The sequence below is a fragment of the Vibrio sp. TRT 21S02 genome (assembly GCF_050113675.1).
Classification (GTDB): Bacteria; Pseudomonadota; Gammaproteobacteria; order Enterobacterales; family Vibrionaceae; genus Vibrio.
In genome coordinates this window covers 166,586-180,619 of the sequence record NZ_JBNJOI010000010.1, presented here as the reverse complement: position 1 = coordinate 180,619, position 14,034 = coordinate 166,586, and the positions used below count along the sequence as shown (strand labels likewise).

Here is a 14,034-nt window from a genome sequence, read left to right as displayed (position 1 = left end):
TGATTCTGCTGATTCTGCTGATTCTGCTGATTCTGCTGATTCTGCTGATTCTGCTGATTCTGCTGATTCTGCTGATTCTGCTGATTTTCTGAAGACTGTTGTTGATCTGATTTGTTATCAGAATCAGACTGCTGTTGCTGTTGCTGTTGCTGTTGCTGTTGCTGTTGCTGTTGCTGTTGCTGTTGCTGTTGCTGTTGCTGTTGCTGTTGTGCTTTCTTCACAACATCTAGATTGAATTGCGCATCAGTATTACTTGGTTCAGCACTTAATATCTCTTCATACAAGTCGATGGCTTTATCAAAATCTCGATTTTGAGCATAGGCATTAGCTAAGTTGTATTTGCTCGTCATGGACTCTAAGCCTTGAAGCGAGTCGATAGCATCTGCAAACTTTCCAGCCTGGTATTGCGCCACGCCTTTCCATTCGTTATTTGAGAATGTATTGATAGCGGCGTCTAAGTCTCCGGACTTATAGTACTCCATCGCTTGTTGGTTTTGGTTTTGAAATGGGTTTGCTTGAACCTTTTGACTCATGGAAAGTGGTAGGGTCGTGATAAGTAAAGCGAATACCACCCCTTTCCGGAACATGAGCAGCACCGGAAGGACAAGCAATGGTAGCAGCCAGAATCCATTATTGACCTGTTCTTCAATCACTTGTTTATCGCTGGATTTTGACTCTGTCCCAACAGATTGTGTGCGTTTAGCGATTGAATCGACATCGCGATTGTCTAACTGAATCGGGGTAAAGAAGCCATCGAGTTGTTTAGTTAGATCTCGCATATTATTAAAGTTCGATTTCGCGACGACGGTGGTGCCGTTTTGAGCTTTAAGCAATGACCCATCTTCTAAAACGACAGGTGCGCCCGCTGCGCTGCCAACGCCAAGAATGCTGATAGACCAATAAGTGCCATCGAGCAACTCAGCAATATCATTCTTTTCTTGTTGATCTAGGTCGTCTGAAAATAGAACGATATCTCCTTTATCAAGCCCTGCATTTTTCATCATCTCTATCGCAAGTTTAACGCCAGACGCCGCATTAGCGCCGGGGTAGGGCATTAAATCTGGAGATAGGTTGGGAATGAGGTTAATGATTGTTTTACTGTCGTTTGTGAGTGGGCTAACGCTGTAAGCATCGCCGGCGTATGCGACTAATCCAACAGACCCTTCTGTCCATTGGTTAAGTAAGTCGATAGCTTTGTAACGTGCTTGGGTTAACCGATTTGGTTTGATGTCGGTTGCGTACATTGACATCGACATGTCCATCACCAACACTCGTGCGCTAGAACTGGCAAAGCTAGGCCTTTCTGCTTTCTCAAAACTAGGGCCAGACAGAGCCACAATCGCAACAAGCCAGCTGAAAACTAGGCCCCAAAGTAACACGTGCGTATGTGTTTTGTTTTGCATCCCCATAATGTTGGCAAGATGAGGGGCGATAAGCGTTTGGCTACGCTTTCGTTTGGCTAACCAAATCGAGAGTATCCCTAATGGGACTAAACCCAATAACCAGATTGGATAGAGAAAAGAGAATTCAGACATGATTTCTCCTCATAATGGTAAGAACAATGGATAACGCGAGGGCAAGAGCTAATGGGACGCCAAACCATTCAGTTTGTGGTCGCCAAGTTTGACTCGCTTGACTGATTGGCTCAAGTTGGTTGATGGTGTCGTAGATATTCGCAAGCTCTTTGCTGTCTCTAGCTCTGAAGTATTGACCACCAGTCATTGTTGCAATTTCAGCTAGCGTCTTTTCGTCAAGATCTTCTGCGGTATTGACGGTTCGAGTAGAGAAAAAGTCTTGTACTACCATTTCACCCGCGCCAACACCGATGGTGTAGATTGTGGTGTTGTATTTTTTTGCGATCTTCGCAGCTTCTAGCGGATCAATTACTCCAGCGGTATTGCTACCATCGCTGAGTAAAATCATCACCCGTTGTGGCGCATCACTATCCACAAAGGTTTTAGTTGCAAGGCCAATACCCTCACCAATTGCAGTTTGAGTACCAATCAACCTGAGTACGGCGCGGTTTAGCTGTTCTGAAATTGTTTGTCTGTCTAGCGTTAGCGGAGTTTGTAAGTAGGCGTGGTCAGCAAATAAGACGAGTCCGAGACGATCGCCTTCTCGTTTAGCAATGAAATCACTAAGCACTTGTTTAACAGCAGACAGTCGATCAATGTAGTCACCACCAACAGCCATGTCTTCTTTCTTCATTGAGTAAGAAAGATCGACCACCAACATCATATCGCGATGCTTTGGTTGAGTAGTCACTGGTTCACCGTACCAAACCGGACGAGCCACTGCTAACACCACTAAAAACCAAATCAGTGAAGCCAGTATTTTTGCACTAAGGTTTTTGGGACTGATTTTCGCTTCCGTTGTGGGTAGGTAAGGTAAATAGATTGGGGTTGACTGCTTTATCGCAGGAACCAACCAATATACGAGTAGGGGTAAGGGAAGGAGAGCAAGCGCTCCCCACCAGACCAATTCGATATTCGCCAATCTAGCGTCTCCTTCTTTTTGGTGGTAAGGCTTCTTCTACCCATTGAGCACAATGTTGAACCAACTGCTGTGAATTTTGTATCGGTTCTTTTGAGTAGAGTGCTTGTTGCCACGCTGTTTGGTTAGGAACAAATAGTGGTTTTTGCACATGCGAATCTAAAAACACATACCATTCTGGCCCGGTTAGTTGGGCGATTTCTTCGCGGGGGAAATAACAGAAAGCAGCTTGGCGCAGCAGCTCAATAGCCGCAGAGGGTTGATCACTATGTTGTAATAATCGAAGGGCTGTTTTTTTCGGTGCCATACGTTTTTTCTTCCAACGCAATGTGAGCCAAATAAGAAGCAAAACGGCGATGGTTGCGCCAACAGCGGCCCACCAGCCCCAAGCTAAAGGTAGCCATGACGGAGCATCCGGCAGATGCAAATCCTTAAGTGGTAAAAGCGAAGAAGTGGAGTTCTCTGTCATTCTAAATTATCCGGATAATTGTTGTAATAATGTTTGATCACTGTTCAGTGAGTTGTAAGAAACGCCAATGGATAAGGCAAAGTCTTTGAGCGATTGCTGTTTAGCATCAAAAGCTTGCTCAATACGTTGCCGGGTTTGGTGCGAAGAAAAATCTAACCACTGTGTTGTTTGTTTATCGGTCACTTGTTCAACACCTCGAAAGGTGGTCTGGCCATGCTCTAAAGGATCTGATATATGGACAAGTCGAACTCGATTGTGTTGGCGAAGCCGTGTCAACATAGGTTGTTGAAGCTCTGATAAGCGAACGAAATCACTAATTAGGATGATTTCACTGCCTTTAGGACACATTCTATTTAATGCTTCCAACGCATTGGAAAAAGAATGTGCTTGTTCAGGAGAAGGACGTTGCAGCACTTGATTGTGATGATTAATCAGCTGCTGAAGCAGTGCCAATGCGCCTTTACTTCGACTCGTCGGTTTGATTTCGACAAGTTCGTATCCCGTGTCGATGACTGCGCCAATGCGGTCTTTTTGTGTCACTGAAAGCCAAGCAATGAGCGCTGCCATATGGGCAGCAATGACAGATTTCAGCATTAACGTCGAACCAAATATCATGCTGGGGCTAAGGTCAATGAATAACACAACGGGCTTTTCACGCTCTTCTGTAAAAAGCTTGGTGTGTGGCTTACCAGTGCGTGCTGTGACACGCCAATCGATGCTTCGAATATCATCACCGACTTGGTATTGCCTAACTTCAGCAAAGTCCATTCCTCGGCCTAATTGCCGACTTTGGTGCTGCCCAAGCATTTGGCTCCATAAGCTTTTAGCGGGTGGAAGCCACTGAACCGATTGTTGCTTGTAATATAAAAGTTCGTCAAGTGACAATGTCACTCCATTGGCATGAGGTGGCAATGCTTGCGTTTGTGCTTTAGCCATGTTAAGCCTCGTAATCAGGCGCTGCCAACCAGCGATAAAAGATGATTGATCACTTTGTTCGGGTGTATCCCTTCGGCTTGGGCTTGATAACTGAGCAGTAGTCGGTGGCGCAATACAGGAAATGCCATGCTTTGAACGTCTTCTGGTGAAACAAAATCTCGACCTGATAACCAAGCATGGGCGCGAGCGCAGCGATCCAGTGCGATGGTTGCTCGAGGACTCACTCCCATTTCGATCCACTGTGCTAATGTTTGGTCATATTTCGCAGGATCCCGCGTTGCCATCACAAGACGAATAATATATTGCTCGATGCTCTCGGCCATATGAATATCCAGCACCTCTTTACGTGCCGAAAAGATATCGGCTTGAGAAAGTACTGGCGGTTGAACAGAGTTTTCCCCTTTGGCTTCACCACGATTCAAACGAAGGATTTCAAGTTCACTTTGCGCATCGGGATAATCGACATCAAGGTGTAACAAAAAGCGGTCGAGCTGCGCTTCTGGTAACGGATAGGTACCTTCTTGCTCAATTGGGTTTTGAGTCGCCATAACCAGAAACAGTTCAGGTAACGGGTAGGTTTTTCGTCCTGCGGTGATTTGTTTCTCTGCCATTGCTTCAAGCATGGCTGCTTGAACTTTTGCTGGCGCACGGTTGATTTCATCGGCAAGGATCAATGAGTTAAAAATGGGGCCAGCTTGAAAGGTGAACTCCCCAGTTTCCGGACGGAAAATGTCAGTACCCGTTAGGTCGGCAGGAAGCAAATCAGGGGTGAACTGAATTCGGTGGAAATCTCCTTCGATGCAGTCAGCGAGCGATTTTACTGCACGGGTTTTGGCAAGCCCTGGAGGTCCCTCCACTAAGATATGGCCATCAGCTAACAAAGCAACCAATAACTGCTTTACTAATTCTTGTTGTCCTATTACTTGACCGTTAAGGTATTCACGTAGTTGTTGCAACGCTTGTGATGTCATGAAAATTGCTCTCCTCACTTTTTTCTCTTAGTGAATCTGGCTGTGAAAAAGTTCCGTACTTTCTCTTGCATAGAAAATCTTTGCGCATTTTTTACGCATAAAGCGGGTCGCTGGAGGCCGCTTTCTCACTTTTCCAAATTAGTTGATATCTTTCAACCATCTAGAATATTGGGGCGGATTAAAGACTTCCAAGAGGGAACCCCGAAACATCTTGGTGATTATGTGATGGTGAATCAAGAAAGGCCAAGACAGATATTTGCAATTTATGTTTGATTGATGTGTAACAGCACACTTTTTATACGCATTACTGCCGATAGTTTCGCTATTTTTTATGAAATGAACATATTTAGTAAAGAAACGTTATGTGGAGCCGATAACGACAGCGCACAAATCAGCACATAGAAGGCAGAATGAATGTTCAAACTCAATAATCTAAGTATCAAACAAAAGGTGGTCATCGGCATTACGCTTGCGGTACTTGCTTCGACTGTCATTGTTGGTGTGATGGCACAACGACAGGCACGCAGTGTCTTGGAACACCGTTTACTCAACCTGGATCTGCCATTAATCCTGGATCAGATCACTCAAAATATCGATAGCGATGTTGCTCAATTGCTCTCTGCAGCACAACAGTTAGCACGGAACGAGTTTGTACGTGACGCGGTGGCACAAACTGAAGCGCCTGAATCCCAGCAGCTTTTGGTCAAGCAGTTAAACAATGTTAAGCAGCAATACCAGTTAAACGATGCTTCAGTGGCGAACCGCGAGACCGCGTATTACTGGAATCAGAATGGCTTCTTGCGTCAACTAAACCGAGAACAAGATGGATGGTTCTTTGGTTTTACTGATTCAGGACAAGAAACGATGGTCAGCATTTTTACGGAAGCGAATGGTGATGTAAAAATGTTTGCAAACTACCAGCATCTTGATGGACATACGATGTCGGGTGTCTCCAAGTCTATGGATGATATGGTGCGTTTGCTAACGAACTTTAAGATAGAACAAACCGGTTATGTTTTCTTAGTCGATCCTGACGGGAAAATTAAAATTCACGCAAACCGCCAGTTAACGGATAGATCATTAACTGGAGAATTTGGGACATCAGCCACGTCTTTATTGAATAAAGGGCAAGTTCAACTCATTCAACTTGAGAGCAAAGGACAAGATCTATTCCTAGGAAGTGCATATATCCCGTCCATGGACTGGTTCGTGATTGGCGTGGTTCCAGTCAATGAAGCTTTTGCACAGCTTGATGCCACCGCATCTCAAATCATGATAATAACAGTGGTTGTTGCGGTGATATTTGTTTTGATGGGTGTGGTTTTGGCAAACAGCATTACTCGTCCAATTCGCATGATTGCACAACGATTTACGGATCTGGGTAAAGGGGATGGTGATTTAGCGCAGCGTATTGAAATTAATGGCAAAGATGAGATTGCTCAGCTCTCAGAAGGTTTTAATGGCTTTATCGAGAAGATCCACGACACGATGAAAGAAGTGGCCTCAACAAGCCATTCACTCCAAGCTGCGGCCGATGGGGTTTCGAGCAAAGCCAGTACTACACATGATAATAGCCAGAGTCAGCGTGACCAAACCATTCAGGTGGTGGCTGCAATAAATCAAATGGGGGCGACGATCAGTGAAATTGCTTCCAACGCAGCAACAGCGGCTGAAACGGCAAACCAAGCATCTGACAATACGCAAGTTGGTCAAAATGTGGTGAACCAAGCTAAAGATGCGATTAGCCGCTTAGCCACGGATATTGAGAATACCAGCAAAGTCGTTGGGCAACTCGCATCGACCACACAAGACATTGGTTCGATTTTGGATGTAATTCGCGATATCTCGGAGCAAACAAACTTATTGGCTTTAAATGCGGCCATTGAAGCGGCGCGAGCTGGAGATCAAGGACGTGGGTTTGCCGTTGTTGCAGATGAAGTCAGAAAATTGGCCAGTCGCACAGCAGATTCTACTGAAGAGATCCAGAAGATGATCAATCAGCTTCAAAGTGATGCACGCGATGCAGTGACGGCAATGGAAGCGGGTAAATCAGTTACCAATGAAGGGGTTTCTTCGTCTGATGAAGCCGTGGACGTATTGGTGAATATCTCAGATCGCATTCATGATATCTCTGATCGGAATACGCAAGTGGCCACTGCCACTGAAGAGCAATCGACCGTTGTTCATACCATCAACCAAAATATCGAAGAAATTAACGTGATAAATGAGGCGACGACGAGTACGGCGGAAGAGTTGGCCGAAGCCAGCTTAGAGCTAAAAGAGTTGTCGGAGCGTCTTGACCGTATGGTTGGTAGCTTTAAGCTCTAAGCAAACTCTGGTTTGATACAGGCCTATACTGGTATAACTGGGGCTAAGTAGGTAAACTTAGCCCCAGTTATTTTTTACATTAGGTAAGTAAGAATGAGTGATTTTGAAAAAGAGCTAGAGATGATGTCTCAGGAAATGGGCGATGAACCAGAAGTTGCTTTACCGTCTCTAGAAGAACAAAAAGCGATCGCTGCGGAACTAAAAAAACTTGAGGCAGAAGGTAAACTCACACCAGAAGTACTCGATCAATACTTCGGCAAGTTCTATGCGAAAACGGATACGCCGATTCACTAATATTAAAGTGAAATGATATAGCTATTAAAAAAGCCGCTTTATGCGGCTTTTTGACGTTTATATGATGACTAAATATATATCTGTGTAAGTATTACACTGCATCTTGAGTTGCGTGTTTTTGCTGTTCCAGCTTCGATGCGCCACGTAGCATGGCTTGGATTAAGTCCGCCGCATTAAATTTCTCTAGTGCTTCATGTGCGCCAACTTGATGTGCTCGGTCTAGACAAATTTGACTAGAAAGTGAGGTATGAAGAATACAATAGGCACCATTTAATTCAGAGTCATTTTGAGTCTCAAAAGCCAGCTCGTAACCATCTAAGCCCGGCATTTCTATATCACTGACTAATAAGTCAATGGGACTACCCTGAGAAGCTTCAGTTCTCATTAACTCCAATGCATCTAAGCCGTTTTTACAGATCTGATAAGGAATATTGATGCTGTCTAATGCATCAGACAACTGTTTACGTGCAATGGAGGAATCATCTACCAGTAAAATGTTTAATGCTTTAAGCCTCTCACGCTCAATATCGGTTAGCATCGGAATTTTTGTCGATTCATATTGTGGATAGATTTTTGAGAGCAGCAGTTCGACATCCAACATCTGAACGATACTGTCGTTATAGCGTGTAATGCCAGTAACAAACACATTATGACCAGCACTTGATGGGGTGGATTCAATGGATTTCCAGTCGCATTCAATAATTTTCTCGATTGACTTGACCATAAAAGCAACGACGGTTCTCAAACAGTCTGTCACGATCAGATAACAAGAACTGTACTCTTCTTCAGTAATTGGGCGAAAGCCAATCGCTGCGGCCATATCAATGACAGGGACGGTGAGGTCACGAATGGTGACGGTTCCAACAACATGATGATGAGAATAAGGAATCTGAGTCATCGGCATGAAAGGCACTATTTCTCTTACTTTTAATGTCCCGATGGCAAACAGTTGCTTTTGGGCATTCAAAGTAAACATGAGCATACCTTGAGATTGATTCGCTTTACTTACTACTTTGGGCATACATCTTCTCAAATTCATACGTATCTAAACTAAAATACTAACCCATTTGGGGAGGGTTTCAATCAAAGTAATGTTGCTACTTGTTTTAATTGACCGATTATTGATCCACTTTAAATTTGTGATAAAAGTGTCTTTAGGTACAATCCGCCCCAATGACTTCAAATTAGAGAAAAGATATGGCGAATACAGCAGCCGCTTTACATATTTTGGTTAAGCATAAAGAGCAAGCAGAAGACATTGTTAAACAGCTAAAGAAAGGTGCTAAGTTTCAAACGCTAGCGAAGAAATACTCTACCTGCCCATCTGGAAAACGTGGTGGGGATTTAGGAGAGTTTCGTCGTGGGCAAATGGTGCCTCAGTTTGACAAAGTGTGTTTTAGTGGCGAAACACTGGTTCCACACATTGTAAAAACGAAATTTGGCTGGCATGTTGTGAAAGTTCTATATAGAACATAATGATAGCCAGTGAGAAATACATTTCTCTCTGCGCTTTCTCGTCAGTCTATCTACAGGATGGATAGCACCTGTTGTTATGGTTCGGTTTGCCAGTAAATCGAGCCATTTTTAATACAACTAAACTGCCGGATATCTTATCAAAGAGGGAACGATGATCAGCCTACATCCACTGCAAGAACCCCACCTACAACAACTCGAACACCTCAAGGTGTCTGATGAACAGCTTAAGTATGTTGGCACTATGGAAGAAATATTGGTCAATGTGAGTGATATTGTACATCCTCATGTTGTGGTCGTTGAAAACCAAGTGGTTGGAATTTTTCTTATCGACACCCAATATCATCTGCAATACGACTTCTGTGGTGATAAGGCATTAGGCTTTCGTGCATTTTTTATTGACGAAAAACATCAAGGTAAGGGGTACGCCTCTGCTGTAATGAAGGAACTAAGAGAATACATAAATCAGCACTATTTAGATTCTGAGTACCTTTATCTAACGGTAAACTGCAAAAATCCAATTGCATACCGATGTTATGCCAATGCTTATTTCGTTGATACGGGCGAATTATATCATGGTGGCGCAGCTGGCCCGCAGCATATTATGCTAATGAATCTCTAATGTATAACGAGCTTTCAGTCTGTTAAATAAATATTAATATCAGTAGGTAGTGTAGATACGGTTTTTTATAGAAGTACCCATTGTCATTAGTTTTAACTGCTAACTTTGTACTATTAAAGAATTAAAAAATTCTTATCGATTACAACAAACGGTTAGTTAGGGAAATGACTATGATTTTCAAACGACTTAATCAAGTCTCTATTGCTGGGCGGGCTTGGTCTATCTTGGCACTCTTCGCCATTGGCCTCTTTGTAAATACGTTGTTGGATGCATCTAAAACCAGAAAACACATGCGAGAGAATTACGAGCGCGGTGTGGCAGTGTTGGTTGAAAGTGCGGAAGGCATTGTTGAGCAACATTACAACTTATTTAAAAATGGTTCACTCAATGAAGAAGAGGCGAAGCGTCGGGCTCTTGTTGCTGTGTCCGCTATGCGATTTGATGGCGGGAATTACATTTTTATTGGTGATAACGACGGCGTGCAGTTAGCTACTGGAGTCAGTTCGTTATTAGGTAAGAATATTATGCCGCTGAAAGACTCAACCGGTAAGCTGTTTGTTGAAGAGCTGTATCAGGCGGCAAGAAATGGCGGTGGGTTTGTTGACTATTTCTGGCACAATCCAGACAAATCAACGGCTGCGCCAAAGACCAGTTATGCAGTGATGTTTGAACCATGGCAGTGGATGATTGGTTCTGGGATGAATATGGTGGCACTGGAAGCAGACATTCAACGCTCAGAATGGGTTTCTATACTCAACGCACTGATGATTTTAGTCGTACTGTCAATCTTCATTGGGTTCTTTATTAGAACGATCACATCCCCACTTAAGAAAACTGTGAATGCGATGAAAGAGCTTTCCAAAGGAGAAGGGGATTTAACCCAAAGGCTCAATGAAGATGGAACGAAAGAGCTTGGGGAATTAGCGCGGTACTTTAATCAGTTTGTGGCGTCTGTTCAAAACATCATGCTTTGTATCAGTGATGCTGGCAGCCAAGTGTCTTCAGCCGCGACACAGTTATCCAGCTCAGTTCACCATATCGATGACCATCTCAATCAACAACAAAATGATGTTGACCAATTGGCAACGGCAATGACCGAAATGCTTGCGACGGTTGAAGAAGTGGCAGGTCGCACTGTGGAAGCAAATGATGCCAGTAAATTAGCCGCAGACGAAACGCAAAATAGTCGCACAATCATTAACCAGAACGTCAGTGAAGCGAATTTACTTGCCGAAGAAATTGAACGAGCAAGTGAGGTAGTACAAAAACTGGCTGATGATGCACGCAACGTGGATACTGTGTTAGAAGTGATACGCGGCGTCGCAGAGCAAACCAACTTACTTGCCTTAAATGCCGCTATAGAGGCGGCAAGAGCCGGTGAACAAGGTCGAGGCTTTGCTGTGGTTGCAGATGAAGTTCGGACGTTATCCTTACGCACACAAGAGTCGACACTTGAGATCCAGACTATCGTTGAAAAGCTGCAACATGGTGCAACCAATGTGGTGAGTGTGATGGAATCTGGGGCGAAGAAAGCCGCTTATGCGTCAAGTATGTCTGAGAATGCTGGAGAGGCATTGCAGAAAATAAATGCTGAAGTGCATACCATTGAAGAGATGAACCAGCACATAGCGACAGCAGCAGAGGAACAAACGGTGACGGTGGATGATATTAACCGTAATGTGGTTAGCTTGCGAGATATGACGGTATCGGTCTCTGCTGAATCGGCGCAAATGGCAAGTGCAAGTAAAGAGCTAAACCATGTATCACAAACGTTAGTCGGCATGATCAATCGCTTCAAGATTGCGTAGTAAACCAACCGCAAACACGGCAGTTTCCCCATAGCACCTTATTTGTTGTGGGGAAACGATGTGTTAGAATCGCCGCAAATTCTTGATATTCCCTTCCTGAAATGAGACACCTAAATACCACGATTCATCCTGATATCGATCACCTTGATAATAAGATTATTTTTAAGCGAAATGCAGCTCGAGCCATTGTTGTTGATGGCGAAGATATCTTGTTGCTTTATACCGAGCGTTATCACGACTATACAATCCCCGGGGGCGGTTTAGACGAAGGTGAAGATGTGATTGCTGGGATGGTTCGAGAGCTTGAAGAAGAAACGGGCGCTAAGAACATCCACAACATTAAACCGTTTGGGATTTATGAGGAATTTCGCCCTTGGTATAAAGCTGATGCGGACGTCATGCATATGCTGTCGTACTGCTATACCTGCAAAATAGATCGTGAACTGGGCGAAACTTCTTACGAAGATTATGAAATAAAAAATGGTATGAAGGCGGTCTGGATGAATATTCACGATGCGATCGCTCATAATGAGAAGACCATGGCGGAAAGCGAAAAGAAAGGGATGAGTATAGAGCGTGAAACGTTCTTACTGCACCTGATTGCTAAAGAGATGTTGTAACCGGTGGTATAAAAAAGCGGAGGAAGTCCCTCCGTTTTTATCATCACACGTGGACAAATTCTCAAGGTTATTCGCCTTTAGTGCCACTCCTTCCTATACTTATCCAAGTGATTGAAATATGAATAGTAATTGCTTATAAATAAGTAATGATTCCGTGTCGTGCACGGTATAAAGGGACGTTATGCTTAAGGGAGTAAACTATGGGGAAGATCCATCAAACCGTTCTAGCGAGTGTGTTATCCGTATTTGCAATGGCATCTTATGCTGAGGTGATTGAATCAACGATTCTTGTTGGTTTTGGTAGCGCAAAATATCCTGCTGACTTCAAACACTTTGACTACGTCAATCCTGAAGCACCCAAAAAAGGTAAAATCACCTACGGCCAAGTAGGAACGTATGACAACTTTAACCGCTTTGCTTCCCGTGGTGTTCCTGCTGCGGCTACTGGCCAGTTGTACGATACCCTCATGTATTCCCCGAATGATGAAATCGATGCTTATTACCCCTTAATCACCGAAAAAGTCCGCTATTCTGACGACTACTCATGGATGGAGATTGATATTAATCCGAAAGCTCGATTCCATGATGGCAAGCCAATTACCGCGCATGATGTTGTGTTTACCTTCAATAAATTTATGACAGAAGGTGTGCCGCAATATCGTGTTTACTATAAAGAGATCAAATCAGTTTCTGCTAAGTCTGATTTAACAGTGCGCATTGATATGGCGACACCAAATAGAGAAAAACTCTTTAGTTTTGCGCAATCGACACGTGTTCTACCTGAACATTATTGGAAAGATAAGAACTTCTCTGAGCCACTCTCTAGCCCCCCAGTTGGAAGTTCGGCATATAAAATCGTGGATTATAAGTCAGGTCAAAGTGTGACCTATGAATTGGTAAACGACTATTGGGCTGCTGAGTTACCTGTAAACGTTGGACGAAATAATTTCAAAACGATCCAATATGACTATTACCGTGATGACACCGTGATGCTTGAGGCTTTTAAAGCGGGCGAGTTTGATTTTCGTCAGGAAACATCAGCCAAATTCTGGGCTAACTCTTATACCGGTTCGAACTTTGATAAAGGTTATATCAAAAAAGAAGAGATCCCCCATCAGAAGCCTGAATCTACCCAAGCGTTTGTATTTAATACCCAATCGGGCGTCTTTAAAGATGCCAAAGTTCGCGAAGCCTTGAGCTACGCGATGGACTTTGAGTGGATGAATACCAACATGTTTTATGGGCAATACACACGCACTCGCAGCTACTTTCAAAACACCGATTATGAGGCGAAAGGGAAACCAACATCGGAAGAATTGGCTATTCTCAACCCCTTCAAAGATAAAATCCCAGCTCGTGCTCTAACTGATGAATACCAACCACCAATGACAGATGGTAGCGGTCGTATTCGCGCGCAAATGCGTACAGCATTCAAGCTGCTAAAAGAAGCTGGATGGGAATTGAAAAACAAGGTAATGACCAACAAAGCTACTGGTCAACCCTTTGAGTTTGAGCTGCTCATTTATAGCCCGACAACCGAACGTATTGCGATCCCATTGCAGAAAAACCTCAAGCGCATGGGGATCAACATGAAAATCCGTACGGTGGACACGACACAATACATAAAACGTTTACGTGACCGAGACTTTGATATGGTATCGCGCGGGTATTCTGCGAATCCTTACCCAAGCTCTAACCTACTGATCATATGGAACTCTCAATATATTGATTCCACTTACAATACTGCTGGTGTGATGGACCCAGTGGTGGATAGTCTCACAGAACAGATCGCAAAAAATCAGCAACATCCAGATAAGTTGCTGCCATTGGGACGCGCACTTGACCGTGTGTTGCAGTGGAACTTCTACATTATCCCGCAGTGGCATTTAAGTTCTTATCGCGTAGCAATGTGGGATAAGTTTGAACGCCCAAGTGTGATGCCTAAATATGACTTAGGTGTAGATACGTGGTGGGTGTCAGACGCCAAAGCGGCGAAACTCCCTGAAAAACGTCGTTAGAG

At 43.8% G+C, this 14,034-nt stretch carries 13 protein-coding genes; 7 read left to right on the top strand and 6 right to left on the bottom strand.

What is annotated here, in order from left to right; all coding sequences use genetic code 11:
* The 5 genes from ACQEXU_RS14640 to ACQEXU_RS14620 form a co-directional block, all read right to left on the bottom strand.
* The coding region (locus tag ACQEXU_RS14640; RefSeq protein WP_427011386.1) for a VWA domain-containing protein at nt 1–1,535 on the bottom strand (1,535 nt) is incomplete at its 3' end.
* On the bottom strand, nt 1,528–2,496 hold the full coding sequence (locus ACQEXU_RS14635) for a vWA domain-containing protein (RefSeq protein WP_427011385.1): 969 nt from the start codon (nt 2,494–2,496) through the stop codon (nt 1,528–1,530). The genes ACQEXU_RS14640 and ACQEXU_RS14635, both read right to left, overlap by 8 nt.
* Before the next feature lies 1 nt (nt 2,497).
* Nucleotides 2,498–2,962 (bottom strand): DUF4381 domain-containing protein, encoded by a 465-nt coding sequence (locus ACQEXU_RS14630; protein WP_427011384.1) that lies wholly within the window; start codon nt 2,960–2,962, stop codon nt 2,498–2,500.
* Nucleotides 2,963–2,968: 6 nt separating this feature from the next.
* Nucleotides 2,969–3,898, bottom strand: a complete 930-nt coding sequence (locus ACQEXU_RS14625; protein WP_427011383.1) for a DUF58 domain-containing protein — start codon at nt 3,896–3,898, stop codon at nt 2,969–2,971.
* A 14-nt stretch (nt 3,899–3,912) separates the two neighbouring features.
* Nucleotides 3,913–4,869 carry an AAA family ATPase gene (locus ACQEXU_RS14620; RefSeq protein ID WP_367990108.1) on the bottom strand — a complete coding sequence of 319 codons (957 nt, stop codon included), beginning with the start codon at nt 4,867–4,869 and terminating at the stop codon, nt 3,913–3,915.
* A 414-nt stretch (nt 4,870–5,283) separates the two neighbouring features.
* Between ACQEXU_RS14620 and ACQEXU_RS14615 the strand changes: the two genes are divergently transcribed.
* The gene (locus ACQEXU_RS14615) at nt 5,284–7,197 is read left to right on the top strand and encodes a methyl-accepting chemotaxis protein (protein ID WP_427011382.1); all 1,914 of its coding nucleotides are present in this window, start codon (nt 5,284–5,286) and stop codon (nt 7,195–7,197) included.
* Between the two features lie 93 nt (nt 7,198–7,290).
* Nucleotides 7,291–7,491 carry a restriction endonuclease subunit S gene (locus ACQEXU_RS14610; protein ID WP_367990106.1) on the top strand — a complete coding sequence of 67 codons (201 nt, stop codon included), beginning with the start codon at nt 7,291–7,293 and terminating at the stop codon, nt 7,489–7,491.
* A gap of 91 nt (nt 7,492–7,582) precedes the next feature.
* Here the strand turns inward: ACQEXU_RS14610 and ACQEXU_RS14605 are convergent, their stop codons facing one another.
* Entirely contained in the window at nt 7,583–8,512 is a 930-nt protein-coding gene (locus ACQEXU_RS14605) for a chemotaxis protein (protein WP_427011381.1), read from the bottom strand.
* Between the two features lie 176 nt (nt 8,513–8,688).
* Here ACQEXU_RS14605 and ppiC point away from each other — a divergent pair, with 176 nt between their 5' ends.
* From ppiC to ACQEXU_RS14580, 5 genes are all read left to right on the top strand, one after another.
* On the top strand, nt 8,689–8,967 hold the full coding sequence (gene ppiC, locus ACQEXU_RS14600; protein ID WP_367990104.1) for a peptidylprolyl isomerase PpiC: 279 nt from the start codon (nt 8,689–8,691) through the stop codon (nt 8,965–8,967).
* Nucleotides 8,968–9,118: 151 nt separating this feature from the next.
* Nucleotides 9,119–9,586, top strand: coding sequence for a GNAT family N-acetyltransferase (locus ACQEXU_RS14595; protein WP_427011380.1), 468 nt, complete (start codon nt 9,119–9,121; stop codon nt 9,584–9,586).
* 170 nt (nt 9,587–9,756) lie between these two features.
* A complete protein-coding gene (locus ACQEXU_RS14590) occupies nt 9,757–11,394 on the top strand; it encodes a methyl-accepting chemotaxis protein (RefSeq protein ID WP_427011379.1) in 1,638 nt (545 codons plus the stop codon).
* 101 nt (nt 11,395–11,495) lie between these two features.
* Nucleotides 11,496–12,014, top strand: coding sequence for an NUDIX hydrolase (locus ACQEXU_RS14585; protein WP_427011378.1), 519 nt, complete (start codon nt 11,496–11,498; stop codon nt 12,012–12,014).
* 251 nt (nt 12,015–12,265) lie between these two features.
* A complete protein-coding gene (locus tag ACQEXU_RS14580) occupies nt 12,266–14,032 on the top strand; it encodes an extracellular solute-binding protein (protein ID WP_427011391.1) in 1,767 nt (588 codons plus the stop codon).
* The last annotated feature ends 2 nt before the right edge of the window (nt 14,033–14,034 follow it).

Coding starts and splice junctions, on each gene's coding strand:
- ACQEXU_RS14630 (WP_427011384.1), bottom strand. CDS start 2,962: ATGACAGAGAACTCCACTTCTTCGCTTTTACCACTTAAGGATTTGCAT.
- ACQEXU_RS14625 (WP_427011383.1), bottom strand. CDS start 3,898: ATGGCTAAAGCACAAACGCAAGCATTGCCACCTCATGCCAATGGAGTG.
- ACQEXU_RS14620 (WP_367990108.1), bottom strand. CDS start 4,869: ATGACATCACAAGCGTTGCAACAACTACGTGAATACCTTAACGGTCAA.
- ACQEXU_RS14615 (WP_427011382.1), top strand. CDS start 5,284: ATGTTCAAACTCAATAATCTAAGTATCAAACAAAAGGTGGTCATCGGC.
- ACQEXU_RS14610 (WP_367990106.1), top strand. CDS start 7,291: ATGAGTGATTTTGAAAAAGAGCTAGAGATGATGTCTCAGGAAATGGGC.
- ACQEXU_RS14605 (WP_427011381.1), bottom strand. CDS start 8,512: ATGCCCAAAGTAGTAAGTAAAGCGAATCAATCTCAAGGTATGCTCATG.
- ppiC (WP_367990104.1), top strand. CDS start 8,689: ATGGCGAATACAGCAGCCGCTTTACATATTTTGGTTAAGCATAAAGAG.
- ACQEXU_RS14595 (WP_427011380.1), top strand. CDS start 9,119: ATGATCAGCCTACATCCACTGCAAGAACCCCACCTACAACAACTCGAA.
- ACQEXU_RS14590 (WP_427011379.1), top strand. CDS start 9,757: ATGATTTTCAAACGACTTAATCAAGTCTCTATTGCTGGGCGGGCTTGG.
- ACQEXU_RS14585 (WP_427011378.1), top strand. CDS start 11,496: ATGAGACACCTAAATACCACGATTCATCCTGATATCGATCACCTTGAT.
- ACQEXU_RS14580 (WP_427011391.1), top strand. CDS start 12,266: ATGGCATCTTATGCTGAGGTGATTGAATCAACGATTCTTGTTGGTTTT.